The organism is Campylobacter sp. 2457A (genome assembly GCF_020135895.1).
In the GTDB taxonomy this organism is placed as follows: Bacteria; Campylobacterota; Campylobacteria; order Campylobacterales; family Campylobacteraceae; genus Campylobacter_D; species Campylobacter_D taeniopygiae.
This window is the reverse complement of sequence record NZ_JACHTO010000096.1, coordinates 1-496: the sequence shown is the minus strand read 5'-3', so window position 1 is coordinate 496 and position 496 is coordinate 1. Positions and strand designations below refer to the sequence as shown.

The window sequence follows — 496 nt, the reverse complement described above, 5'->3', positions numbered from 1 at the left end:
CTCACAAGAGTGTGATTGATTATACGTTTTGGGTGTGTGAAACTTTTCATTTTGATGAGAATGAAATTTTAGCTAATCAAGCTCCATTTTATTTTGATAATAGTGTTTTAGATATTTTTTCAAGTGTAAAAGTGGGTGCAACTTTACACATCATCCCTAATCATGTCTTTGCTTTTCCTGCTAAAGTCTTACAATGCTTAGAACAAGAAAAAGTGAGTACAATCTTTTGGGTGCCTTCAGTGTTGATTTATTTTGCGAACACCGAAGCTTTGGATAATTTTTCTTCAAAAAATCTCAAAAAAATACTCTTTTGTGGCGAAATCATGCCTAATAAACAATTAAACATTTGGAGAAAACATCTACCTAATACCTTATTTGCTAATCTTTATGGTCCTACTGAAATCACAGATGTTTGTACCTACTACATCATTAACCGCCCTTTCAAAGATGATGAACTCTTACCTATAGGTAAAGCTTGTAAAAATACAGAACTTCT

1 protein-coding gene is annotated in these 496 nt (G+C 32.3%); it reads left to right on the top strand.

The features are described 5' to 3' along the window. Positions 1 to 496: AMP-binding protein (locus tag H2280_RS08500; RefSeq protein ID WP_337216266.1), on the top strand; the 496-nt coding region annotated here is incomplete at both ends.